The sequence below is a fragment of the Alicyclobacillus sp. ALC3 genome, assembly GCF_028751195.1.
Classification (GTDB): domain Bacteria; phylum Bacillota; class Bacilli; order Alicyclobacillales; family Alicyclobacillaceae; genus Alicyclobacillus_L.
The window spans coordinates 2,621,179-2,645,563 of record NZ_CP066784.1 but is presented as its reverse complement, the minus strand read 5'-3'; the positions used below and the strand labels follow the sequence as shown (position 1 = coordinate 2,645,563).

The 24,385-nt window shown below is 57.1% G+C and carries 16 protein-coding genes; 4 read left to right on the top strand and 12 right to left on the bottom strand.

Annotated features, from left to right (window positions below; translation table 11 throughout):
- Positions 1-75 precede the first annotated feature (75 nt).
- From JC200_RS12500 to JC200_RS12490, 3 genes are all read right to left on the bottom strand, one after another.
- Positions 76-303 (bottom strand): hypothetical protein, encoded by a 228-nt coding sequence (locus tag JC200_RS12500; protein ID WP_274432029.1) that lies wholly within the window; start codon positions 301-303, stop codon positions 76-78.
- A 144-nt stretch (positions 304-447) separates the two neighbouring features.
- On the bottom strand, positions 448-2,286 hold the full coding sequence (locus tag JC200_RS12495) for a beta strand repeat-containing protein (RefSeq protein WP_274432028.1): 1,839 nt from the start codon (positions 2,284-2,286) through the stop codon (positions 448-450).
- A gap of 991 nt (positions 2,287-3,277) precedes the next feature.
- Positions 3,278-6,628 (bottom strand): beta strand repeat-containing protein, encoded by a 3,351-nt coding sequence (locus tag JC200_RS12490; RefSeq protein WP_274432027.1) that lies wholly within the window; start codon positions 6,626-6,628, stop codon positions 3,278-3,280.
- A gap of 940 nt (positions 6,629-7,568) precedes the next feature.
- Between JC200_RS12490 and JC200_RS12485 the strand changes: the two genes are divergently transcribed.
- The gene (locus tag JC200_RS12485) at positions 7,569-8,708 is read left to right on the top strand and encodes a mannosyltransferase family protein (RefSeq protein ID WP_274432026.1); all 1,140 of its coding nucleotides are present in this window, start codon (positions 7,569-7,571) and stop codon (positions 8,706-8,708) included.
- 107 nt (positions 8,709-8,815) lie between these two features.
- Here the strand turns inward: JC200_RS12485 and JC200_RS12480 are convergent, their stop codons facing one another.
- Both JC200_RS12480 and JC200_RS12475 read right to left on the bottom strand, forming a co-directional pair.
- Complete coding sequence (locus tag JC200_RS12480; RefSeq protein ID WP_274432025.1) at positions 8,816-10,048, bottom strand: glycosyltransferase family 39 protein; 1,233 nt, start codon at positions 10,046-10,048, stop codon at positions 8,816-8,818.
- An 83-nt stretch (positions 10,049-10,131) separates the two neighbouring features.
- Positions 10,132-11,379, bottom strand: a complete 1,248-nt coding sequence (locus JC200_RS12475; protein ID WP_274432024.1) for a glycosyltransferase family 39 protein — start codon at positions 11,377-11,379, stop codon at positions 10,132-10,134.
- 264 nt (positions 11,380-11,643) lie between these two features.
- Between JC200_RS12475 and JC200_RS12470 the strand changes: the two genes are divergently transcribed.
- Both JC200_RS12470 and JC200_RS12465 read left to right on the top strand, forming a co-directional pair.
- Positions 11,644-13,467: a hypothetical protein gene (locus JC200_RS12470; protein WP_274432023.1), complete on the top strand. Its 1,824-nt coding sequence runs from the start codon at positions 11,644-11,646 to the stop codon at positions 13,465-13,467.
- Positions 13,468-13,541: 74 nt separating this feature from the next.
- Positions 13,542-14,180, top strand: a complete 639-nt coding sequence (locus JC200_RS12465) for a YigZ family protein (protein WP_274436538.1) — start codon at positions 13,542-13,544, stop codon at positions 14,178-14,180.
- Between the two features lie 51 nt (positions 14,181-14,231).
- Here JC200_RS12465 and JC200_RS12460 read toward each other — a convergent pair whose 3' ends face one another.
- Complete coding sequence (locus tag JC200_RS12460) at positions 14,232-14,894, bottom strand: hypothetical protein (RefSeq protein ID WP_274432022.1); 663 nt, start codon at positions 14,892-14,894, stop codon at positions 14,232-14,234.
- 313 nt (positions 14,895-15,207) lie between these two features.
- Here JC200_RS12460 and JC200_RS12455 point away from each other — a divergent pair, with 313 nt between their 5' ends.
- Entirely contained in the window at positions 15,208-15,759 is a 552-nt protein-coding gene (locus tag JC200_RS12455; RefSeq protein ID WP_274432021.1) for an RNA polymerase sigma factor, read from the top strand.
- 252 nt (positions 15,760-16,011) lie between these two features.
- Here the strand turns inward: JC200_RS12455 and fabZ are convergent, their stop codons facing one another.
- The 6 genes from fabZ to JC200_RS12425 form a co-directional block, all read right to left on the bottom strand.
- Entirely contained in the window at positions 16,012-16,449 is a 438-nt protein-coding gene (gene fabZ, locus JC200_RS12450) for a 3-hydroxyacyl-ACP dehydratase FabZ (RefSeq protein WP_274436537.1), read from the bottom strand.
- 324 nt (positions 16,450-16,773) lie between these two features.
- Positions 16,774-17,313, bottom strand: a complete 540-nt coding sequence (locus tag JC200_RS12445) for a CDP-alcohol phosphatidyltransferase family protein (protein WP_274432020.1) — start codon at positions 17,311-17,313, stop codon at positions 16,774-16,776.
- Between the two features lie 310 nt (positions 17,314-17,623).
- A complete protein-coding gene (locus tag JC200_RS12440) occupies positions 17,624-19,027 on the bottom strand; it encodes an MFS transporter (RefSeq protein ID WP_274432019.1) in 1,404 nt (467 codons plus the stop codon).
- Positions 19,028-19,436: 409 nt separating this feature from the next.
- Positions 19,437-20,459 carry a rod shape-determining protein gene (locus tag JC200_RS12435; protein WP_274432018.1) on the bottom strand — a complete coding sequence of 341 codons (1,023 nt, stop codon included), beginning with the start codon at positions 20,457-20,459 and terminating at the stop codon, positions 19,437-19,439.
- A 488-nt stretch (positions 20,460-20,947) separates the two neighbouring features.
- Positions 20,948-21,241 (bottom strand): sporulation transcriptional regulator SpoIIID, encoded by a 294-nt coding sequence (spoIIID, locus tag JC200_RS12430; protein ID WP_274432017.1) that lies wholly within the window; start codon positions 21,239-21,241, stop codon positions 20,948-20,950.
- 1,774 nt (positions 21,242-23,015) lie between these two features.
- Positions 23,016-23,819: a M23 family metallopeptidase gene (locus tag JC200_RS12425; protein ID WP_274432016.1), complete on the bottom strand. Its 804-nt coding sequence runs from the start codon at positions 23,817-23,819 to the stop codon at positions 23,016-23,018.
- Positions 23,820-24,385 lie beyond the last annotated feature (566 nt).

Sequence of the window (24,385 nt, the reverse complement as noted above, 5' to 3'; positions counted from 1 at the left end):
GTCTGAGCCAGCCCGGCTACGGTAACAGTAACCGTGTCAATCGACGATTCGACTGTGATATAGTCGTACTCCGGGCTACTCGTTGCCACTTGTGAGTACCTGCACGCTGTGTCGAGTTGTCGTGCCGCTTTGGCTGGTATCCCTGTCGTCGCCCGCACGGTATTGCAGCGTGAACGTGACCGTTGCCCCACTGACTGCATCGCCGTACGAATCCGTAGCCGTAGCAGTTACCGGAATGTAATCGCCGTCAGTGCCGCCACGCCGCAATCCCAAACCCCGCTTGTCTGTAACCTTCCGCCTCACGCCTGCCATGAGCATGTCGTGTGTTAGGGTAGGTTTGTCACCCACCCGGTCGGCACGTTCACCCTATAGAGTCCTAGTGCTCCCTAAATGTCCAAAAAGAAGAAGCCTCCACTGGGGAGGCCTCTTCCTTTTAGGAGTCGTTTCTCAATAGTATACGTCGATCGTGAAATTCCCGGAGTCACTAACCCACACAGTAAGGGTGTAGGTACCTATGCCTATCTGCGTGATGGTGTAGTAACCTGCAGACGTCGGTGAACCTGTACCTGTCCACTCCTGCAATTTTACCCCTTGTCCCGGCAATGGGTTGGTAATGCCCGTGACGTCATACACCGCAAAGTTGGGATCAGAATTCGGCAATCCGGAGATCCCGTTACCGTAGGCATCGTGCAGCGTGTACGTAGCGGACGCTTTGTACACACCTGAGCTACCCGTTGACGTTCCGAACGAAGACAGCGTAGCACCCGCAGGCGATCCTGGAAAGACCGTTACCATCGCCATCTGATACAAGTCGACATTACCGTTATTGGTTGTGTTGATTGCAACCGTCAGAAATTGCGGTTGCGGATTCCAAGAGAAGTCTTCGTTGGCATTGGTATCCGTGATTGTAAACGTGTAAACGCCGTTAGACTCAGAGAACGAGCCCGCGTCCGGAGAAGGCGTTCCGCCTCCAGCAAGTCCCAGCACCGCAAAATCAGTGGCTGACAGTCCAGTCACCGGATTCCCATACTGGTCGACAGGGCTGACCGTGAATGCGATGTTGCCGGGACCCGCTACGGCCGTGGAATGGAGCACAGACACATAACTGGTGCTCTGCACTATTCCCGGGCTCACCGTGAACGGGTTGCTGACGCCGCCAATCGGTGTGCTGGCGTTGTTTGACACCGTGAGGACCGCAGACGTTGTTGCCGCGTAGGACGTCGCCGTCAGTGTCGCCACGCCGTTGCTAAAGGTTCCGACGGAACCCGTGCCAAGGATGCCATTGGGAGAGGTTCCTACTGCTGACCCGCTCACACTCACCGTTCCTACACTGTCCGTCAGGTTCCCGTAGGCGTCCGTCGCCGTCACGGTTGTCGTGTATTGCGACCCGACCGTTTGCGTGCCAGGCGTCGCTACGGTAAACGTGCTGACTTGACCCGGGCTCACCGTGAACGCGCTGGTGGAGACGGTAATCGGTGTGCTGGCGCCGTTCGACACCGTCAGGACCGCAGACGTTGTTGCCGCGTAGGACGTCGCCGTCAGTGTCGCCACGCCCTTGCTAAACGTTCCGACGGAACCCGCGCCGGGGGTGCCACTGAGAGAGGTGTCCAGTGCGGACCCGCTCACAGTCACCGTTCCTACATTGTCCGTCAGGTTCCCGTAGGCGTCCGTCGCCGTCACGGTTGTCGTGTATTGCGATCCGGCGGTTTGCGTCCCAGGCGTCGCTACAGTGAAGGTTTTGACCACACCAGGTATTACGGTGTCAGTTACGCTCGCCGCCGGGCTAGGGACTGTGTTGCTGCCCGCCTGGGCGGTTGCAGACACGGTAAACGTATCTCCAGCGTCAGGGTGTGTGGATGTCACGTATACGGTCACCGAACCGCCGCTTGTTTGAGCAGAGGTAATGGGTGTACCCGACGCGTTCACAAGCGTGTATGACCCTGTGCCAGTGTGAGCAAGCGCAAGGCTCACGATTGTACCGTTCGGTACTGCCTTACCGTTGGCGTCCGTGACCTGGAAGGTCACGGCTGTGGTACCTGCGGCGACCGCATCCGCACTCACGTTGCCACCGGTCGTCGTGGCGGTCACCGTGGCGGGCACTCCAGACGCCGTTACCGTTTGCGTACCCGAAACGGTCAGGTTGTTTGCCGTTACTGCCCCACTAACCGTGTACGGCGTGGTGGCAGAGTTGTCAAAGGACACGTTTGGAGCATTTACCGTCAAATTCCCGTCAATTGTACCGTTCCCGAATGTTACCGAACCTGTGGCGTTGGTCGTCAGCGACACGTTGCCCGTCAGCGTGTACCCGCCAAGATTCAGGTTGACCAGACGACCGAAGCTGAGCGTCTGCGCGAGACCGGTGATGTTGATGTTCGCTCCGAACTGAATCGTCGTGATGAGCGGGTCGCTTTCCGCGTTGAGAAGCTGAACCGCGTTGTAGATGTACTCTATACCATTCCGCGCCTAGCCTTACGGCTTTGGGCCGGTCTACACCGTACGTGCGGCTTTCACCGCATACGGCGTTCCATCGATAGAGCACGATCACGTACATTCGACGCAGGTGACGCCACAGGATGAAGGCGCCCTCATTATGTACTGGAGAAAAGAGGACCCCCAACGCAAGTTGTGGGTCCTGCCAGCTTGCGCAAAACATACGAACAGAGGTCATGCAGTACCGACTGGGCCCCTTGGCTCCGACCTGTTTTCCCCTCCCCGCCTGTGTCACCACTTCGGGTTCAAACGGCAGGTCCTCCTCGCTACTATAGGCCCGCTGACTTCCCGAATGCCTCTACGGCGTTAACTCGCCTCATCATCCGGGACCTCAAACGTTCCGTTCCGCTTATCCCTTTGTTTGATCGCCTTAGGTTTCCGGTCACCGGCCTGCGAAAGACCAGTTTAACAGCCCAATTGTTCTGATCCCGGCGCATTATCCAAAATGCACCGACCGCTGGCGGGCCCAGGGTATCCCATTCGCCAACAGCTTGCACAGGTCGCCTCACACCGGATTCGTCGTCCTAACCATAGCGATCTTTTAAGGAGCCCCGCGCCTCTTTGGCACGACTTCACCTGACTTCACACCCGCCCGCAGTTAAACGCCCGGGAGCGCAGGAGGATTAGGCATGTGGCCGTAGGCTGTTGCCACAGGCGGGCATTTCACCCGCCACTTCGGCAGAACAGTTAGAACAAAGCCCCGCGCATGCTCGCGCGGGGCCAAGTCCCACTCGTTTCGCAATGCCAGTCATGGCATACACTTATCGAGTAACGTTTCGTGTTTTTGTTACTGGACCGCTACTGCTTGGTTGTTGATTGCTGCGACATCCAAGCCGCTTGCGTCTTGCACAGGTCCCGTGCTGTTCGGCGTGTAGCTCACCGACACATTTTCACCAGCGTTGGTAATCGGCGCGACCAGCGTCAGTACAACCGTGCTGCCGTTGACAACAGCACTTGTCACCGTATCACTTGCACCGTTAACCATCACCGTAAACTGGCTTGGGTCGATGGTCGTAGTGCCCAGCAAGGCCGTCTTGTACGTCAGGTCAATGACACCAGTTGACGTGGAAGCAGTCGCGGTCAGCAGCGTATCACTGGACGTGGTAGGAGGTGCGGGCACCTCAGTTGCGCCAATGGTGAACTGCTCTGAATTACGGTCCGTCAAGAAGACCTCGGTCATCGTCGAACCAGACGCGATGGTGGTCGACGTGATGGCTGCGCCGCCACTGGTGGCCTCGAACTGTGCCGTGGTGGTGCCAGTGATTGTGAGATTGGCCGCGATGCCGCCCGTCGGCGCTGTCACTGCGTTGCCGTACATGTCGGTGTACTCGACGTACAGCCCTTCAGTCGAGTTGGCCGTGAAGTTAACAGTCGTGCTCACCGGCGTGCCATTCTTGTTCACGAACTCAACCTTGGAACCAGCTCCCGGCGTGACCGTGAAGGTCTCTGTCACGGGCTTGACCGCGCTGTTGTTCAGATCCGTGACGGTCACGGTGTACGTACCAGCCAAGTTCTTGACGGTACCACTGGTTACAGTCACCGACGCCATGTGGGTCGTCGAATCGTACACCAACGCGCCGCTCACAGAGGTAAAGTTCGGATTCTTGCTTGTGATGGTGTACTGCAGGTTATCCGTGTTGCCAGAGCCGACGACCGAACCCGCCGCGTTCTCCTGCTGAACGTTAATGGTTGTGCTGCCGGTCGAACCAGCAGTCCAGCTGGTCATGCCGCTTTCGGACGGCGCGAGACTGTTGACCAGGGTCTGGGTCTCATAGATGTCGCCTGTCCCTTGGCTAGTGAAGCCGGAGACGTTGTTCCCACTTCCGTAGTACAGGTAATCCCCTTTCGGCGAAACCTGTGTGCCTGGCACCTTAACGTAGGCGTCAACGTAGCCGTTATCTCCAAGTGTGGTCGCGGACGCCGTGATGGTCGCCTGACCCATGGAGTTGATGTCGACCGCCTGGCCGCTCGCGTAGCCCGTGCCGCCAGTGAAGTTGAGATCGCTGCTGTTCGTTCCATAGAATAGAGCCTGTGTCCCGGCAGGGGCAGAGACCGGATTCCCAAGGGCGTCCAGCACCTGCAGGTTCACGGTGACGGATGGGCTTGTCGGCGTCACGTCAACGTAGTCGTTGTTCGTCGACGGGTTCGACGTCACGTTGTAGCTGTAGGCCATACCATTCGAGATGGTGACCGGGATTGTGGCAGTGGTCATCAGGCCTTCGCTTACATGGATGTCGTACGTGCCGTCTTTCAGCATCGTACCCTTTTCATAAGCCAGTTGGAAGGTGAATGTGCCACTAGTAAGTGTGCCGGTAACGCCTGTCACGGTCAGTCCGCTCACGCTCTGACCACCCGTCGTTGTGACCGTTACAGACGGCGTTTGCGCCGAGCCCTGCGCTCCAGTGCCAGCAACCGCCTGAATGGTGTAGTTCGGCGACAGGTAATAGGTGTTGCCATTAATGGTTTTAGTGCCGTTCCAACGCGACGCCATTTCGCTCGCGTTGTTGTTAGCGTAGTAGTCGTTCGCCACTTCATCAGCTGTGAAGGACGTCGTGCCAGACACCATCTTCCAACTCGTGGTGTTCTGCGGCGGCACCAGTTGGATGGTAACCGGTGACCCAACTTCCAGGCCGTTCGTCGGGTTTGTCAGCGTCAGCGTCACCGTACCGGTCGCATTGGCGTTAGGCACAAGGTTGACGAAGTCGACAGCACCGCTGAGAGTACCCACATCCATCGTCGCATGTGTCAGTCCACTTGCACCAGCCACCGGAGCGTTGTTCAGTAGCGGATCAAACGACTCCTGCGTGAGCGTCGCCGGCCCCGATACGTTTACGTTCACCGTGCCCTGATCGCCAATACCAAGACCAAGACCGTAATTCATCAGCACTTGGTTCTGGTCCCCAATGAAGGCTCCCAAAGGAACGTCTGTCTGGTTATTCATGATGGTCGGGATTTTCCCGTAGGACAGTTGCGGGTTGTTGTTTCCCCCGACCAGACCGCTGAGATTAGCCATTCCCAGGATGTCGTACGTCGCCTGTTGCGCGACCACGCTGATGGTCGCCGCGTTGGACGGCTCGAGCACCGCGTTCATCACCGGCACCAGCTTCTCGGTGTCTCCAGCGTACGCGGTCTGTGCGTTGCCGCCCTCGGACATCTGGATGGTCGCCACGCCGTTCGTCGCCTGGAACCAGTACGGGTCGTTCGCATTGTTCGCTGCCGTTGCGCCGTTTAGCGCGTTGGTCGGAAGCAGCTCGTACTGCGTGTCTGCGCCCTGCAGCACCACGCCGATTTTGCCGTTGTAGTTCTGCACCGTGTTGCCCTGCGCGTCGACGACTGTCGCGGTGACGGTGTCAGTCGCCGCACCGTCAGCCGCAACCGACGAGGTCATCGGCGTCAGCACGATGTGGTCGGCTGTACCGAATACGGTGATGGTGGTCGAGGTGGACTTGCCCAGGTACGTCGCCGTCACGGTGTACGACCCCGGTTGGGAAGCCACAAACGCGCCGGAGTTGCTGACGATGGCGCCTGTGCCGCTGACGGACCAAGTCACGCCGCTCGTCTCAGACGTGCCGTTGTTGGTCAGGCCGAGCATTTCTTGCACGTTGGTCTGGATGGCCGAGCTCGGTGCGCCCGTGATGGCCAGTGTGCCAGCCACCGGAGTCGTCATCGCGCTCCAAGTATGAGTCACGCCGTTCCAACTCTGGTTGATGCCAAGTGCATTCAACAGCAGCTGGAAGTCATAAATCGGCACGAAAGAGCTCGCTTGTGTCCAGCCCTTCGGCTGCGCAACGATGTGGTTCATCTTCATCACCGTTGTGCCGTTGACCTGAATCATGGCGTTGCCGCCGACCTGCGGCAGGCTGCTTGTATCCGGGTTGCCGGACACCGTGATGTTCATCGTGTTGAAGTTCCATGTAGCGTTGTAGCCCAACTGGGTCAGGTACTGCTGCATGTCGTACACAGAGATGTACGTGGTGTTGCCACTCACCGTGCTTGGGACGTTGCTGATGGCAGCCTTACCGTTGATGTTGAGTGTGTTGTACTGCCACTGCATAGAACTTGTAGCGGCCAACGCCATCGGCGCGATTGTGCCGAGAACCATTGACGCCGCAGCGATGCCTGTAAGCGTACGTTTCAAGTGCGTTTCTCCTCCTTAGGTGTTGCCAACAGATTACTGAGACAACTGTTGTATCTACTGAACGGGATCGGTGAACGAGTCACCTAATTGCTAACTCGTGTCTTGTCTCCTGCGTGTACCTCGCGGGGCTACTCAAAGACAAACCGCCAGTGCGCTACTAATCTCCGCTCTGCGCACCCGCATATGTAGTCGAGGGCCTGTCGGTCGGCCTCACAGGAAGACATCCCTCCCTTCAGTGCAAGATGTAGTGCCGCCTGTCTAAACTTGACCCCTTTTGTTTCTTTCTGTCACCGTTTTCGATAGGGCAAATATGATGCCTATCTGACTTCTACGACAGAGACCCCAAAAATCCTTGCAGGCGGGCATATTTTTGCGAAAATTCTCGTTGCCTCGCTCTATGTATTCTCTGTCAGTCGGCAGGCGAGGGCAATCTACTTCAGGATTTTAGTATACAGAAGGATCCACGGTGCGTAAAGAGTGAGTGCCCTTTTTGTCGCATTCTAGCGCAGGTTCATTGGATTTTATGTCTTTTTTTATAGTAGGACTTGATGAGGTGGGTTTGCAATGACGATTCCACTCAATCCTTCACAACGTATGGCCGTCTTTGCGAAATAGAACCTTGTCGTCAGCTGACGGGAAATTTTTTCTCTGACACGTCCCAACCTCGCCCCAACCTACTAGACGGTTTACTCACTCATTTGGTTTCACTTCTCCTGCAATAAATTATCGCTTCCCGCGGCGTCACCCCGGCACAAGCGGCGTGAAACAGAAAATACCGCCTCAACGTCTCATGTTACGGAGGTTTTTTTCAAGGAAACAAAACTTATTACCTTAAATTGCAGTCTCTAAGAATGGTAATCACGCAAAATACTGTCGTGTTTGATGTGCATGTGTGGTTGGAGTACACGGAATTCCGGCCAAAATGAGGAGAGGGTACATTTTGCGTAGTGCGCTGCGTTCAGTCTGGTCTATTTTTGTTGTCCATTCCGTGGTCATGTGTGCAACGGCCGCGATTTGGGTCCACTACTTCGGGTCGGTTGCGACTCGCCAACGGGGCTACAGTTTAGGCAATTTCGTCTCAGCATTCGCGCATTGGGATTCGAGTTGGTTTTTGCTGATTGCAAAGAACGGCTATGTCCTCTCCAATCCGAATGAACCCGCATTTTTTCCCGGCTTCCCGTTTCTCATGGGGTTTGGTGGGCATGCGCTCAGTTTTGTTCGGCATTTTGGAACGATTGGGCCTGTTGCAGACAAGACGTATTATGCGGCGGGGATTTTGATTTCCAACGTCGCCTTTTTACTCATTCTGATGGGCTTGTACTGGCTGGGCCGCATGAAGTACAGCGAACGCGTCACACTGCGCGCGCTGTGGCTATTGGCACTCTTCCCTTCTAGTTATTACTTTTCCTCGGCGTACAGCGAGTCGCTCTTCCTCCTGTTTGTGGTATTTGGGATGCTGTTCGGCTATCGCAAGCAGTGGCTCCTAGCTGCCATCAGCATCGGGCTGTCGGCTCTGACGCGCAACCTCGGCATCTTTGTCGTCGCCTCTCTGCTGTGGCTGGTCTGGCTCGACTTCCGTGAACACAAGGATGTTGGGAAGTTCATCCGCAACGGCCTGACCGTATCGGCCATCCCCGGATTTTTCCTAAGCCTGTATTTGCTGCTACTGTACCGGGTGTACCAGAACCCGCTGATGTTCCTGTGGGCGGAAAAACACCACTGGCACAGGAAATTCACGTGGATCTGGACGTCGCTGCACGCTGACTACCGCATCGATCCGCTGGGCTTTGTCGCATCCGTGGTGTTCTTAGGTCTGCTCGTGTTTGCGATTCGGAAGATCCCGCTCGAACAGTGGATCTTGAGCGCATTTTTCATCATCATCCCGCTCTTGTCCTCGGCGGGTAAGTACTCACCGTACCCGATGTCGATGATTCGTTTTGTGCTCATCGCGTTTCCGATGTTCTTCTACTTAGGCGCGAACATTAAGAAGACCGAAACGTACATGGTGACCATCGCGACAAGCGCCATCTTCCTTGTGGTACTGACCGGTTTGTTCACCACAGGGCAATGGGTGGCCTGACAACACGCTCTGGAGTAGCACCACCAACTTGCAATCCAAACGACGAAGGGGATGTCCCGGCGCACAAGCGGGACATCCCCTTCGTATGTGAGACGCAAGCTGTCTTTCTACTGACTCTGTTCTGTCCGTCTCGTTAGGCGGGAAACCATAGAGCCGAGCCAAACCAGGAGTGCGCCGAGCGGGATGGACAAGAGCGGCATAATCGGAAAGCGAAAGCGACTCCACGCTGGGAAGAAAAAGAACACAGCCGTGTAGTAGCCGATAAAGACCAGGATGAACGACGTCTTGCGCCAGTCGTAGCGCCGTACAAGCGGAATGATGCCAAGCAGTGCGAGCCAAATCCAGACGTGGTACATGGCGTAATCGACGGTCATCATCAGGGTATAGATGGGTCCATACGGGAGTTGCACATCGGAACCGCGATCGTTTCGGTACAGGTTAAAAATCTTCACGAAGCCATTGCGAATCACCGCTGTCGGGTGATGGATGACGTACGTCTCGAACGCCTTTTCACCGATTTGGTTGCGCACAATTTCGTTGCTCGTGCGAAGCAACGGGTTGATTTTCGGATTGGTCGACCAGTAGTACCCGTTCGACATCGTACCTTGCCAGAGGTTGACGCCGCCGTTGGTGGAAATGGGAATGAGGTGATGCATGGCTACTTCGTTGCGAATGGTCACGGGACTGATGGCCAACACCATCATCACAAGGACAACTACCACGCGCCCCAGTGAACGCTTGAAGGAGCGACGGACAATCCACCATTCATAGGCGACCATGAAAATCGGAAACAAGGCCGCTAGGGGGCGGACGACGCAAGCCGCACCGAGCACGATACCTGTCAAAATCAACCGCAACCAGGTGCGACCGCTGTCTACGATGACATACATGTATAAGCCCAACACCAAAAGGAACGTGAAGAGCTCTTCTGAACCGAGATCAGAATTGGTAGTAATCGAAGTGGGCAGTACGGTATAGGCAATCGCCGCGACGATGCCCACCATCGTCGATTTGGTAGTCCGCAGCGCCAGTAAAAAGATGATGGCCACAATACCTGCGCTGAGCAAGACCTGCGCAGTCAATCCTGCCATAACTGACGGCCCGGTAAAGTCAAAAATAAGCGATAAAAAGAAGGGATAACCGATCGGCCAGTAGGCTGTTGGCTGTCCGTTCGTAGAATACCCGTGCCCCTGCGAGATGGATATGGCGTGCTGGTAGTACCAGCCGAAGTCCGATTGTGGAACCGGATGGTAGTGGAAAATCCACACCATGCGGATGATAAGGTTCACTCCAACGAGAATGACTAAGGAGATCCACTGTGGGCGCGTTAGCTTACTCATAAGTTCCTCCACTCTTTGATTGACAGCTCGTCCGGCTCTGCCATTTATTTTACAGCATCCTGTTGGAGAGCTACAGAATTTGTTTACGTCCCTTTGCGCATCCGGCCCGACACGGCCCGCAAGCCCTGCCAAACACCCAAACCGACAAAGACCAACACCCACGGAGACATCGGGGCCCGCATGCGCGACCACGCGGGGAAAATGAAGAACAGCGCCAAATAGTAGAGGATGGCCAACCACAGGATGCCAATGCGCGCGTTGCGTCCTCGTATCACGTCACGGACGCTGAAAAGGAGTCCAAGCGCACCTAGCAGATACGATAGGACGTAACTCCAGAATGAGAGTTTTGCAATCATCGCAGCGAAGCCGGCCGACACCGGCGGCACGGAAAGTCTGGTCGTATAGAACTGGACGTTTGCCACGCCCTTAAAGAAGTAGTGCCATTTGACAAAGCCCATACGGATGGTGTGAAGTGGATGGTGCAAAATGTACGATTCTGCTAGATGTTTCGCAATTGGATTCTCTGCAACCGCCTTGGTCTTGTAGTCGAGGAATGGGTTGAGTTGCGGGTTCTCCGGCCAGAAGTACGTCCCGTTGGCGTTCGGGTTGTTGCCTTGCCACAAGTTCACGCCGCCATTGGCTGAGACGAGTACCACTTGGTGAAACGCTTCGTAATTGCGAATCGTCACGGGAGAAATCGTGACGAGCATAATCACGACAATCACGACAAACCGCCGCACGCTCGCCCAAAAGCCAAACCGCCGATACAATGCGTAAATCAGGTAGGCGGCCGGGAACAACAGCGTGACCGGTCGGACAATCGACGTGATGCCAAGCACGATGCCGGAGACGACAATCAACCGCCACGACTGCTTGTCCGAGCGCAACCAGAGGTAGCCTGTGAGGAGGAACAAAAAAGAAAAGATGATTTCACTGCAGATGACGCTGGTCCACTCGATGTGCGGCACGTACAGTGCCATGGCGACGCCGCTGATTAACCCCACTGCCGGGCTCCAAAGGTACTCCGCGACCAGATAAACCAAACCAGCCGTCGCGCTGTTCAAAATCACGTTGGCAAGTACAGCCGGCCACCAGCTTGCACCAAAGAGCTTAAAAATGCCGGCGAGAAACAACGGGTACCCAATCGGGAAGTACGCTGTGGGCTGCCCGTTGTAGCGGTACCCCTGCCCGTTCGCGATGGCCATACCCTGCGTGTAATACCAGTGAAAGTCGGACACGGGAACCGGATGCACTTTTGAGAGGAACAGCAGGCGTGCCAGCAACGCTAACCACACCACGAGCGCGAGAAAAATGGGGCGTTTGACAAACAAAGCTTGTCCTCCTAACACGGTAAACCGACCACTAATCACTTCAGCCAGCGTTCATTCATCCGATGCAACAGAACATCATGTACAATAGACGATACACAAGATTGAGATATGACACAAATCGACAACATCAGGAAAATGGCTGGACCTAGCAAAAGTTTCCTCGCAGTGAAACGAAGTCCCATTTTCCAACGTCTATGAAAGGGTGTTTTCTTCGAATGACGAGAACATTGCAACTATCTGCGCTTGGTAGGAGCATTCAAAGATATGGCATATGAACGTGCGGTCTCCACTCGAAGCCCAGATTTGACCCGTCCGCTCTTGTTCTTTGCCGCCGCGCTTGGCGGTTCCCTCGTGCCAGTGGCCGTGGTGTTTCATCACGTCATGCTGTCTCCTGGCAGCATCTATATCGGCAAAAACCAAGACTCAGGTCAGTTTATGTGGTACCTGGGCTGGTTTTGGCACGCTGTGGCGCACGGACTCAACCCTTTCCTCACCAATGCCATGAATGCTCCCTTCGGCGTCAACCTGATGCGAAATACCTCCATTGCAGCCGAAGGCGCACTGTTTGGCTGGTTGATGTACCTGACGAACGCCGTCGCAACCTTCAACTTCGTCGTTGCCTTTACTATGGTCGGAATCGGGACCCTTACCGCGCTCATTCTCCGCCGCCTCGGAGTTCGCGCCGCAATCGCCATCTTGTCTGGCATTCTGCTGGAATGCGCTCCGCCTATTATCAACCAGTTGGTGGACGGTCACATCAACCTCGTGTCTGCTCCCATGTTCCTGTTACTCGCGCTCTATCTCGCGGTGATTGCCATCCAAGCGGAGTCAAAGCAAGATACTCCACCCCCGCCTGCGTGGCGTCGCCTTGTGCTCGGGGTGTCAATTGGTTGCGCGCTTGCCATGGAGTTCTACTCGTCGTCGGAGGCGTTCGCCACGACAGTGCTCATGGCCGCCGGCTTCATCGTCCTATCTTTGTTGTTCAACCCGAAGCCAACGCTGCTCGCCGTCCGGCGCGTCCTCTCCACGGCTTACATCTCGGCTGGCTTCGTCCTTGTGATATTGGCCCTGCCAGGTCTCGCTGTTTTTTTCTCAGGCGCCGATTGGACACCAGTCACAGGCCCTCTGATGCCTTCCGACCACTTTGTCACGGACGTAGCACAACTGCTCACGCCGACCCGCGCGCAGTTCCTGCACACAAGCCTGACGAACCGGATTACTTCCCGAACGAAGCTCAATTTGGCAGAGACAGACGGTTATCTTGGCATCGCGCTCGTCCTGTGCGCACTCTGGGCTTCGGTGCGGTTGTGGTCGAAGCGGTCCGCTCGTGCCTTAATCGCCTTTATCTTTTGTGCCATTGTGTTGTCACTCGGTCCGCGTCTCCATATCCTCGGTGTTACAACCCACATTGTCTTGCCGTGGGCCGTGATCAATCGCCTACCCATGATGGACAATGCGTTCCCGAGCCGACTCATGATTTATGTGGACCTAGCAAGTGTGTTGCTCATTGCCCTGGCGTTTGAAACATTCATCCGGTCTGGCCGCGTCGTGTGGCGGACGATGTCGAGTTTGGCACTGCTCCTCATCACAATCGCAGCCTGGCTGCCGACCCCACGCTTCCCAACCCAGACGGTGCCCTCTTCTGTCATCGCCGTCGAACCGGGCGGCAGCCTGTATCCCTTGCTGAACGGACACGTCACCACGGTTCTGACGCAGGGCTATTGGACGTTTGGTGTGGACATGCAGTTTTTGGCCGAGGATCACTACACGGTGCCAGTCAACAATGTGTATGCATTTCCGTATACCCACTACGCGATGTCCGGGTCTCTGGCGCGCAAAGCGGCAAATCAGTTGCTGTTCACCGCCGGCTACACTTCCGCGCACAAAAGCAGTACAGAGCAGGCGCTGATGCAGTACATCAAAACGCGGCAACCACAACGATTCCTGTACGTCAGCAACGTTGGCGGCGCGACCATGCCAAGCGTACTCTACGACGCCTTAACGGCCGTCTGTGGGGCGCCCGCCGTGCAGTCGGGTGATATGGTTTGGACTGTCCCCAATCGGGCGCGACTTGGCTCGCTTCAGTAAGCAGGCGCCCCGGCACGGCGCTACTTTGGTTCATTCCATGCTGAGCCATCGTTAGGGGGTTGACACCGTTGGTCGTGTTTGAGGACAAAGGTGTGGCGGAGGTCGTGATTAGAAAGTCGAGGTTCATCGGGCACTTGCTGCCTGTCACTTCGGTTGCGCAGGCAGATGCGGCTCTGAGCGCTCTACGCGAGGCACACAAAACTGCGAGTCACAACTGCTTCGCCTACACGATAGGGCTGGATGGAACGCCTGTGGAGCGGTTTTCGGACGACGGGGAACCGAGCGGCACGGCCGGGCGGCCGATGCTCGAACTGTTGCGCAGGCGAGACATCCACAACACCCTGGTGGTTGTCACGCGCTACTTTGGCGGCACGCTGCTTGGCGCCAGCGGGCTCGTGCATGCATACCAGGACGCTTCGCAAGCGGCGATGGAGGCGACGACGGCGCTCACGTGTGTGCGCATGCGCAAGGTGCGCGTCAGCTGTGACTACGCCACGTTCGGCAAGCTCGAGTACGCCTACGCGCAGGCCGAGTACCTCGTCGGAGAGAAGACGTTTACGGAAGACGTCGGAATGGACCTGACGGTTACAGAAGAAGAGGCGGAGCGTTTGTCGAAGATGACAGCGGACTTGTCGAGTGGACAAGCCCGCATTGAAATGGATGATGTAGCCTGGTTCGGCCGGCGGCCGGATGGGTCGGTCGTACGACTCTAGTACCACTTATGCCGGCGGTGCGCTGGCAGTCGGATGGGCCGACGTGCGACTCTAGTACCACTTGTACCTGCGGTGCGCTGGCAGGCGGTGGAGAAACGGTTCGGGCTGGCAACGGTTGACGAGCGCTGAGGCATCTGGGATGGCGCGTTCGTGAATGAGCTGCGAGAGGAACATCCCGCCCGTGCGGACCTGCTGGATGCACTGCTGCAGCGACCACAGCACGGGGATTTCAGCGCCGGATTGGAGCACGAGCTTGCAGCTCGTCGCGCTCTCTGGAATGATGTCCGCGATGTGCCCGCCTGCTATGTAGGAAAAACTGCCGTCGTTGACCGTCCGTGGGTGCCTCGTCTTAAACGCGACCAAGAGGTCTCCGCTCGTGCCAGCCGGGAGGGGCATTGCGCTCCTGTGGCCTGTCCATGTAAAGTACGCTGTCTTCAACTGGCGCAAGTTGAGATACCAGACATCCGCAAGCGCTTTCAGTAGAGTCGAACCCGGAATGTCAAGGTAATGCATGGGCCCATCGTCGTTGAACAGGAGCAGGGAGTTGCCGTGATCGGTATAGAGCACCTGCCACCCACGCAGGTCGCCGACGAAGCTACGCAGGCTGGGCTGCTCGGCAAGACTGCGGTAACGCGGAATGATATTTACAATGTCTAGTTGCTCCGGGATAGCCTGTGCAGGTGTCCGACTCGACGTTGTTTCCTCATCCGCCAAACTTCATCTCTCCTCTAGTTGCGGAGGTCAGACATTCGCACGATGACTTGCTCCCAGTCACATGCATCGGTTCTTGTTGCTCGCCGCGCACTCGCTTGCATCGGCCAATGCTTGAACCCGTAAGATGCTTACAGCCACCAGTATAGCAACGATTATCTACTAATTGTAAATGCCCCCAATAGACTAGGACAATTTGCCTAGTCCTGGTAACTGACTCCGCCCCACTCACCGTTCGACGCGGGTCGGCGCCGCGTCTATGCTTCATCTGCGCGTAATTTGCAGGAGGCCGGTCTCCCAGGTGGGAGCGAGAAGTATGAAAGATAGGACAGAACGCTGGCTAGTTGAAGAACTGGTGGCGTGGGCGCAAGACGGCGACAACGCGGCACAAGTCGCCGTCATGGATGCGTTTACTCCATTAATCCGCGCGACAGCGTCACGGTACCGCCACGTCGCCTACGAGGATGCCCTCCAAGAAGGTTACCTATCCTTGCTCGAGTGCACTGGGTCATACAACCCGGCGCGCGGCGTCCCGTTCGCAGCCTACGCGAAGTCGCACGTCCAAGGCGACGTGCGAACGGCAATGCGCCGCCTGTGGACCGTCGAGGCGCGCAGTGTCGCGCTCCAGGACTACCACCTGGACGACGGGTCCGATTGGCTGGGGCGCAGCAGCGGAATGGCCGGCGTAGAACTGCGGATGATGATGGAGGCGGCGCACCTTAGCCCACGCGAGGCACAGAGCATACGAGGGCAGTTGATGGGCCTGTCGTGCAGCGAGATAGCCAAGGAACAAGGGGTGTCGGTTGAAACGGTGAAGACCTGGCGCAAACGGGCGTTCCGCAAGCTGCGCAAGGTGTGGACGGAGTAAAGAGAAAGACGTCGAAGCGGGCTGGGCGGGCGGTATCGCATGGGGCGTTGCCTGCGTGCGGTGGGCGGTGGGCTGTTCGCACGGGGCGGTGCGTTGCCGGAGCGGTTGTAGCCTTCAAGCTCCGGCCTGCCCGCCCTGGTCTCAAAAGGAGCGCTGACTGAGCGCTGACTGAGCGCTCTGAGAGCTGCCCGAGTGCTGCCTTAGCCAGCTGCCCACTGCGCGTTGCGGCGTGTAAGGTGCCGGCGGCATTTGTCAGCCGAGCGCGAACACCATTTCGCCTTCGCAGACAACCTTGCCGTCCACCATCGCAACGCCGTGGCCTTTGCCCATCGACGCACGCAGACGGTCAATCGTGACGTCCATCTCAAGCTTGTCGCCCGGGCGAACCTGGCCGCGAAAACGCATGTTGTCGATCCCGCCAAACATCGGCTGCTTGCCAGCCATCTCCGGTAGGGAGAGCACCGCGATGCCGCCAAGCTGTGCCATCGCCTCAGCGATGAGGACGCCTGGCATCAGCATGTACTCGGGGAAGTGACCGGTGAAATGCGGCTCGTTGGCGGTCACCATCTTGTAGCCAACGGCGCGTTTACCAAGTTCGAGTTCGGTGACGCGATCGACTAGCAGAAACGGGTAGCGATGTGGCAAAATGCGGCGGATGTCCTCCGCATATAGGGGCAACGTGAGGTCCATAAATGGCGGCACTCCTCTTCGGATGTAGTGATGAAGCGGGTGAACGGCAACCCAGAGTATCTGCGACGTGAACAGCCGCGCGACGTATGCTGGGTTGTCCGGTTCGGGCAACGACCAGAATGTGCCTCCGGCAGTGGATTGTACCGACATACATCCCCCGCCCGCTCCACACAATAGCAGCAATCCTCCCGCGGGGGTTCCCATAGGTGCCTGCTGTCCGCGCTGCTTGCCAACGGGTGCGGCGACACCCAAGGCCTGACTTACATTCATCCGTGCGGACAGCAACGGCACTGTCGCTTTACGTCGGGCACAGGCAATCGGCCATTAGAGTACGCGGCGATGGATGTCGATAATCTGCATGCTCGCTACATAAATCACGCTGGTTATGTACGATAATATGACCGTAAAGCCCATGAACCACGCGCCGGCTGACGTTGTCGGCAGTGCGAGGATGATGGCGCAGACGGTGATGTAATACGCGACGGTGGTGGCTTTACCCCACTTGTTGGCTTTGGGCACGGCTCGTTTACCTTGGAAGTGGAAAAAGGTTGCGCCGACAATCATCACGACGTCGCGGAAAACGAGCAATCCGGCCCACAGCCAGGGGACACGACCAGACTCAATCAGGGAGAACAGGACGGCTACCATCATCAGCTTGTCCGCGAGCGGATCGAGCAACTGGCCGACCTGTGTTTCCTGTCCACGGTGGCGAGCTATGTATCCGTCGAGAATGTCCGTCGCGCCGGCCAACAACAATATAATAAGCGCGCCCACTTTGTGCTCGCTCTTTGTTGCGTAGAATGCCCATAGGTAGCCCGGGATCAGAAAAAGGCGAATCAGGGTCAATAAGTTCGGGAGATTCACGTCCCTAGCCCCCTTCTACACACCGCAATTATACTGGCGGGCTGGAAGCGGTGCAAGAGACGAGTGACCTGACGAGCGCCGAAGTGACGCGGAAATGCGATAGATTGCCGGGATTAGCTGATTGACTAAATTGGCAGAAGATAGCGGCAGGCAGCCTTCGCGACTTGCCAAAGGCTGCCTGTATGAGCTGACGACGAACTGAGTAGACGACTTGCCTGGCGGAGTTGGTCGGCGCGCTGGTCGGCGGCAATGACTAACGGCCAATGTAGTGATGCCGGACCCGACAGCTCCGATTCCCTGACCGGTATGTTTACGCGCCCGTGGCCGTTGTCGTTCTGGTCACAGCCGAAGACGCGTGGTCTTGCCCAGATATACTTTCCATCGACTTCTTCGCTGGCTCTGGCAGAACCAAGGTCAGCAGCATGCCGATGAGTGCAAATACGAACGTGATGTCGAGCGTTCCGTTCAGACCGAGTTTGTGGCTCAGAATCGGGAAGATGAAGACGCCGATGAACGCGCCAATCTTCGCGATGCCAGCGGACATGCCATGGCCGGTGGTCCGCATCGAGACTGGGAAAACTTCTGCAGCCATGACGAATGTGGTGGTGTTCGGTCCGAATTCAGCGAAGAAGTAGCTGATGCCGTAGAGAATGATGAACGGCACGATGTGCGACACGATGCCGGGGATGACGCCGATGCCAAGGAACATCAGGCCCATCACTATAAAACCAATTAACTGCAGTCGTTTGTGACCGATTCGGTCAATCGACAAGAATGCCAGGATGTAACCGGGTACGGCGGCAATCGCGAAGATCATCAGAGACAGCGACTCGGATTGGATGAGCGACAAGTGTGGGGATACTAGTTTGAGGATGGCGTTGGTAGAGATTGTGTTGCCGTAATACGCGTAGTCGAAGACGAACCATGTTCCTGCAGTACCGAGCAGCATCAGCAGGTACTTGGGATTTGTGATGAACTGACCAAACGTCATGCGGTTCACCCGGCTAGCTGCACCGTCCACTGTGACCAGTCCGTCGGAGTACTCGCGAATGCTTTTCGCAGCTTGGGCACCATCACCGCGCACCTGCGCCAGGTAACGAGGCGACTCGGGCAACGTGCGGCGCAAGTAAATGACGGCAAGCGCTGGAATCGCGCCAAGGCCGAGCATCAGACGCCATGCGATGTGGTCAGGTATGCCGGCGCCAAGCAACGTGATGGCGACAACTGGACCGACCAACGTTCCTAACGCTTGCATCGAGAAGACCATACCGACTGTCTTGCCACGGTCTTTCGTGTTCGAGAATTCGGACATAATCACAGCACTGGTCGGGTAGTCGCCGCCAATACCGACGCCCATGAGAATTCGGAAGATAATCAACCATGTAACGTTGGGAGCAAAGGCCGACAGAATCGCACCGACTGCCATGATGCCGGCTTCCCAGCCGTAGAGTTTTTTACGTCCATAGACATCGGCGAGGCGACCAAACAGAAATGCGCCAACAAAGGTCGCAATCAACGTCGCACTGCCAACCCACCCAACCTGTGTACTAGTCAGGTGCCACTGGGTCTTGATCACGGAAAGTGCCGCACCAATGATGAATAGGTCGTACGCATCTGTAAAGAAACCGAGACCTGCTGTAATGACCGCTCGCAGATGAAACAAACCAAGTGGCGCTTCATTGAGCGCTTCCGCGACGCTTTGATTCTGCGACATACGTTTTCGGATTCACGCAGGATAGCTCCTGCATGAACCTCCACCTCCCTCACTGAGGATTCGCATTAAGTATGAAACAGTTCCTGCTTTGTATCCTAGTGTCTCAACGTAAATTACCAATGAATGTTTTGTAAATGGAAAGTAAATTTTATACACAAATCGCGGCCTGCCGACGCCGACCGTCGAAAAGACGGTAGATGCCGGAGGCCGCGAGTAGAATTCCGCGAGTGGGAAGCTGAGAGTACCATCCCGCGAGTGGGATTGCGCGTCCGAGTTGTGCAGTCTTTGCGCGCCGGGCGCGGGCGGGTCGGCGCGGGCGGGTCGGCGCGGGCGCCAGGCAGTCCACGCGAGCTTCGGCGCGCGCGCCTGGCTCAGTCCACGCGGGCGGGTCGGCGCGCGCCAGGTTCGACTAGAACCAGCGCCGACGGCCTACCGCCTTCGGATGCGACTTCAAGCGGTACGGGCTGTCGATATACATGCCGGTGCCAATCACGACACACTTCATCGGATCCTCGGCGATGTGGACCGGGATCTGCAGCTCGTCCATCATCAGCTTGTCGAGGCCGTCGACGAGGGCTCCGCCGCCGGTCAAGATGACGCCTTTGTCGAAGATGTCCGCCGCGAGCTCGGGGGGAGTTTTCTCGAGCACGCTCTTCGCCGCGGCGACGATGGCTTCCACCGGCTCCATCAGCGCGAGGCGCATTTGGTTGGCATGGACAGTGACGGTTTTGGGGAGGCCGCTCATCATGTCCCGCCCGCGCACGTCGGTCTCGCCCTCGCGGCTGCCTTCGTACACTGTGGCCAATTCCTTCTTCAGCTCTTCAGCTGTGCGTTCGCCGATGAGGAGGTTGTACTCCTTTTTAATGTAGCGAACGATGGCGTCGTCGAGCTTGTCCCCCGCGATGCGAATGGACGCGGAGGTCACGACATCACCAAGCGACAGCACTGCGACGTCGGTGGTCCCGCCACCGATGTCTACGACCATGCTGCCGCTCGGTTCGAAAATATTGAGTCCCGCCCCAATGGCGGCCGCTTTCGGTTCTTCAATGAGATCGACATGTTTCACACCGCACGCTTCCGCCGCTTCGCGAACAGCCTTTTGTTCAACGGAGGTAATGCCAGCGGGCACACAAATCATGACCCGCGGTCGAACCATCATACCTTTGCCGAGCGTCTTGCGAATAAAGTGCCGGAGCATGATTTCCGTGACTTCGAAATCCGCGATCACGCCGTCACGCAACGGCCGGATAGCCACGATGTTGCCGGGGGTGCGCCCCAGCATCTGCCGAGCTTCCTCACCGACGGCGACCACTTGTTTCGTGACTTGATCGATAGCCACGACCGACGGCTCGTTGAGCACGACCCCTTTTCCCTGAACATGTACGAGCACGTTCGCTGTTCCTAAGTCAACACCAATATCTCGAGATAACATTTGCGGCGAGTCCTCCCTGGCTAGGCGTGCATGTCTGCATGATGTTTGGCACGTGGTGTCAACAAGAAACGTGAGTTGTGTTGCGAGCGACAGCATTCGACATGAACCGAAGACAGGTTTAATGATCCCGGTTTTGTCCACCGGTCGTTGTTGCCCGCTCGGGAAGTAGTACGAAATGGGGTGCGAATGCAAGTGCAGATTGGCTGCTCGTACGCAAGACTCCAGTGTGGTAACTTCTACAATTTACTCTGATCTCCTTGTATGAAAATTGAGTTTTTACGACATTATTTTTTCCAGCGGCCCGAAGGCCCCTTGGATCCCATTGAGCCTCGTGGCGTATCGGGCCTGGTGGCTCATTGAGCCTGGTGGCGTATCGGGCCTGGTGGCTCATTGAGCTTGGTAGCTCATTGAGTCTGGTAGCTCATTGAGCTTGGTAGCTCATTGAGCCTGACGGCCATTGAGCCTGGTGGCGGATGGAGTCCGGATCCCTATTTGGCCACTTCGTAAGAGTCCTCAGTATCTTCCGCTGCCTCGTCGTCCTTATGGTATTTCAGCTTGGTCGCCTCTCCCCCCCGGAGGTGGCGAATGGATTTATGATACTCGAGAATGTCCTTGACCCGGTTGGCCAAATCGGGGTTAATCTCTGGCAGCCGCTCTGTCAGATCTTTGTGGACCGTACTCTTGGAGACACCGAACTCCCGGGCAATCGTCCGCACTGTGTTCCGGGTTTCTACAATATATTCTCCAATCTTCAGAGTACGCTCCTTGATGTAATCATGCACTCCCCTCGCCTCCCCATTTCTTATCCAAATGGTCTGATACAGTATATGAGGGGGTGTACACGGTATGCCTCACGACACGTGATTAGAGCTTGTCAGAGCTTGTTTCGTCTTTATATCTCTCTCTATCTCTCGTTTTCTCGTCGGGAAATAACCCGTATGCGTGGGCAATAGTAGAGGCTACGTATATGGGACGCGGGATCACGACGGATGTGTCACGAGGTTAGCGGCTAGCGTTTATCGGTTGCTTGTGGCGGTTGAGTGTTTGGAGTCTGGCGGCGTGTGTGGCGGCGTCCGTGGCGGCAAGTCTGGCGGCGTGAGTAGATGGGCGTTAGCGCCGCGACGGCGCTAACGTTCCTATTCTTTGTTCCCCCCACCGCTAGTACTCCGGCGCAAGTCCCTGGCACGGCCAAACTGGCGCTATGGAGGAGGGTTATCGCGCTACGCTGCGGCCAAACTGGCGCTATCGATGAATAGCGCCATATTGGCGTAATACGAGCGGGATCACGATGGCGATTGCGCCATTATGGCGCTAAGGGCCTACGAACTTCGACGATAGCGCCATAATGGCGCAAACTGGCTGCTCATTGAGCCAAAATGGCGGTATTGCCTCCGGCGGGGCGTTCATAGCGCCAATATGGCGCAAACCGGCTGCTCATCAAGCCAAAATGGCGGTATCGCCTCCTGCGGGGCGTTCATAGCGCCAATGTGGCGCAAACCAGCTGCTCATCGAGCCAAAATGGCGGTATTGCCTCCGGCGGGGCGTTCATAGCGCCAATTTGGCGCAAACCAGCTGCTCATCGAGCCAAAATGGCGGTATTGCCTCCGGCGGGGCGTTCATAGCGCCAATTTGGCCGCTATGGAGAAGGGTTATCGCGTTACGCTGCGGCCAATATGGCGCTATCGATGAATAGCGCCATATTGGCGTAATACGAGCGGGATCACGATGGCAATAGCGCCATTATGGCGCTAAGGGCCTACGAACTTCGACGATAGCGCCATTATGGCGCAAACTGGCTTCTCATCAAGCCAAAATGGCGGTATTGCCTCCGGCGGGGCGTTCATAGCGCCAATTTGGCGTAATACGAGCGGGATCACGATGGCAATAGCGCCATTATGGCGCTAAGGGCCTACGAACTTCGACGATAGCGCCAATATGGCGCAAACCGGCTGCTCATCGAGCCAAAATGGCGGTATTGCCTCCGGCGGGGCGTTCATAGCGCCAATATGGCGCAAACCGGCCCCTCATCGAGCCAAAATGGCGGTATTGCCTCCGGCGAGGCGTTCATAGCGCCAATTTGGCGCAAACTGGCTACTCATCGAGCCAAAATGGCGGTATTGCCTCCGGCGGGGCGTTCATAGCGCCAATATGGCGCAAACCGGCCCCTCATCGAGCCAAAATGGCGGTATTGCCTCCAGCGATTACTTCATAGCGCCATTATGGCGCTACCGCAGCTACCCGCCATCCCGCCCGGCATCCTACCCGGTATCCCTGCCATGGCCCCTCGGCGACTCGGCCCTCACCACACGCTCACCGACCACCCCAACTGAGGACGTAGGTGCGCGGAGTAGCCGACTGTGATGCCGCCCCACAACCTCCACAAAAAAAGAGCCGTCCGCGAGGCCTTCTTGCGTGCCTCGTCGGACAGCTCATCTGTAGAATGGCTGGTTCTTGCCCAGGTCCCGGAGTATCCCGAGGACCTGACCGGGTCCCATCTGACCGGATCCCATCTGACCGGATCCCATCTGACCGGGTCCCATCTGATCCCGCGCAGGATTACGCGTGCGGGAGGACTGTGGCGGGATCGATCGGCTGACCATCCTTCGAAACCTGGAAGTAGAGATGGTTGCCTGCGCTCGCCTCGAACTGGTTCGTGCCGCTGGTGCCGATGACCTGGCCCTGGGAGACGGTGTCGCCCACTTTGACCTCGGTCGTGCCGAGCGACTGGTATGTCTCCGTGTAGCCGCTGCCGCTGTCTACAACGACAGTTTCACCATAGAGCGGATTCTTCTCGACGCTTGTCACCTTACCGCTCGCTGCGGCGGTCACCTGGAACGGCTGCCCACTCTGCGACTTCAGGTCATAGCCTTCGTGTGGATAGTAGGCATTGTCGTACTTGACGAGTGCGGTGGCCTGAGTCTTCGCCGATCCCTTGTCCGAGAAGAACCCGAGCGACAACTTCACGCTGGTTCCGGACGCGTATGGCCACGCGAGCGTCGGCAGGGATGGCTGGGTGGTATTCGTCGACGTCGTCGCGTTCACGCTCGAACCTGTGTCGATCGCGTTACTCGTCGCCGGCGCGCTGCCCCCCATCTGTGACTTGACGTACATCAACCCAATGATCAGTGCTGCTGCTCCGAGGTAGATTGCCGGGTACGCCCACTTCTTCGAGAACAGGCGGCGCGGAGAGTTGGATTTGCGCTCGTGCTTGCTCCCCTTTTGGGCATTCAATCCGGCTTGCGACGCGACCTTCTGGCCAGCGAGCGGATCTACCTTCTGATTGTCTAGCTTACGACTCTGCTCAACCTCTTTGTTCTCTTGCCCATTAGACGGTTGACTCGGATGCTTCTTCTCATCCATATGGCCTTCACCTCATTAGGCCATTCTCGCCACGTTGCGAGAGTCTTATACCTGTGGAAGAAAGAGAGTAACAAAGATCGCAAATCTCGCGATTCGCGCAGGCAGGTGAAGGAGTTGTATACGCATCACGGGATCACGGTCGGGCTACCTGGGGGATTGCCGCGGCGCCAAGCGCTCGTAACTCTTCGAGATGTGCGGCGATAGGCGCACATAACCGATTAGCTGGTGGATTGTGCCTGCGCCAAGCGCTCGTGACTCTTCGAGATGTGCGGCGATAGACGCACATGACCGATTAGCTGGTGCACGCGTGAGTGCAGGTCAGCCACAACTGCACGGAACCTAGTGCGAAACGGGGTGCTGGATGCGGGTGGCGGGTGGCCAGTGGCCAGCGTGACGGGTGCGACGGCGTGGCGGGTGGCCAGCGTGGCGGGTGCGACGGCGCGAGGGGCAGATAATAGCCGCACAGAACCGCTTATGTGCCCGTTTGGGAGGCTCAACTCCGGAAATAGGCTGTCCACAACCGTTTATCAGCGATCCCGGCGCCTAATTTGGGGGTCCCGGAGCCT

What these genes read in the sequence shown, in the direction of transcription:
- JC200_RS12480 (WP_274432025.1), bottom strand. Translation starts at nt 10,048, where the DNA reads ATGAGTAAGCTAACGCGCCCACAGTGGATCTCCTTAGTCATTCTCGTT.
- JC200_RS12470 (WP_274432023.1), top strand. Translation starts at nt 11,644, where the DNA reads ATGGCATATGAACGTGCGGTCTCCACTCGAAGCCCAGATTTGACCCGT.
- JC200_RS12455 (WP_274432021.1), top strand. Translation starts at nt 15,208, where the DNA reads ATGAAAGATAGGACAGAACGCTGGCTAGTTGAAGAACTGGTGGCGTGG.
- fabZ (WP_274436537.1), bottom strand. Translation starts at nt 16,449, where the DNA reads ATGGACCTCACGTTGCCCCTATATGCGGAGGACATCCGCCGCATTTTG.
- JC200_RS12440 (WP_274432019.1), bottom strand. Translation starts at nt 19,027, where the DNA reads ATGTCGCAGAATCAAAGCGTCGCGGAAGCGCTCAATGAAGCGCCACTT.
- JC200_RS12435 (WP_274432018.1), bottom strand. Translation starts at nt 20,459, where the DNA reads ATGTTATCTCGAGATATTGGTGTTGACTTAGGAACAGCGAACGTGCTC.
- JC200_RS12425 (WP_274432016.1), bottom strand. Translation starts at nt 23,819, where the DNA reads ATGGATGAGAAGAAGCATCCGAGTCAACCGTCTAATGGGCAAGAGAAC.